This window comes from Streptomyces sp. SID12501, from assembly GCF_010550245.1.
GTDB lineage: Bacteria > Actinomycetota > Actinomycetes > Streptomycetales > Streptomycetaceae > Streptomyces.
This window is the reverse complement of the sequence record NZ_JAAGLU010000993.1, coordinates 1-395: the sequence shown is the minus strand read 5'-3', so window position 1 is coordinate 395 and position 395 is coordinate 1. Positions and strand designations below refer to the sequence as shown.

Genomic DNA, 395 nt, shown 5'->3' with positions numbered 1-395 from the left:
GGTCGGAGCCGTTTCCCCTGGTTGCGAGAATTGCGCGGACATGTAGCCGGTCAACATGTGCATGTTGAGGGAATGGCGTCTCAGATCGCCTTGACCAGCGGCCGATTACCCAGCTTAGACCTCACTGGGAAACGACTGGGAAACCATCAAGCGATCTCTGCGCGAACCCGCGACAGGTACCGGGTCACAGTCGCCGGCTTCACATGGGGACGGACGGCCTGCACGGCCGCCAACACGTCGCCATCCAGGCCGTGCTCAGCCACCGCAGCTCGTACCAGTGACATGACGGACGACCGCGGCGCGTACTCCGGGGCGGACACCAGGCCAGGCTGCCAAGGCGGTACGCCCAGCCCCTCCCAGCGGGCTTGGAGTGCCTTCCTGAAGGCCTGTTCCAT

The 395-nt window shown here is 64.6% G+C and carries 1 protein-coding gene; it reads right to left on the bottom strand.

Features of this window, described 5'->3' with window-relative positions; all coding sequences use genetic code 11:
• Positions 1–146: 146 nt before the first annotated feature.
• On the bottom strand, positions 147–395 hold a 249-nt coding region (locus tag G3I71_RS50735), incomplete at its 5' end, for a hypothetical protein (RefSeq protein ID WP_203733268.1).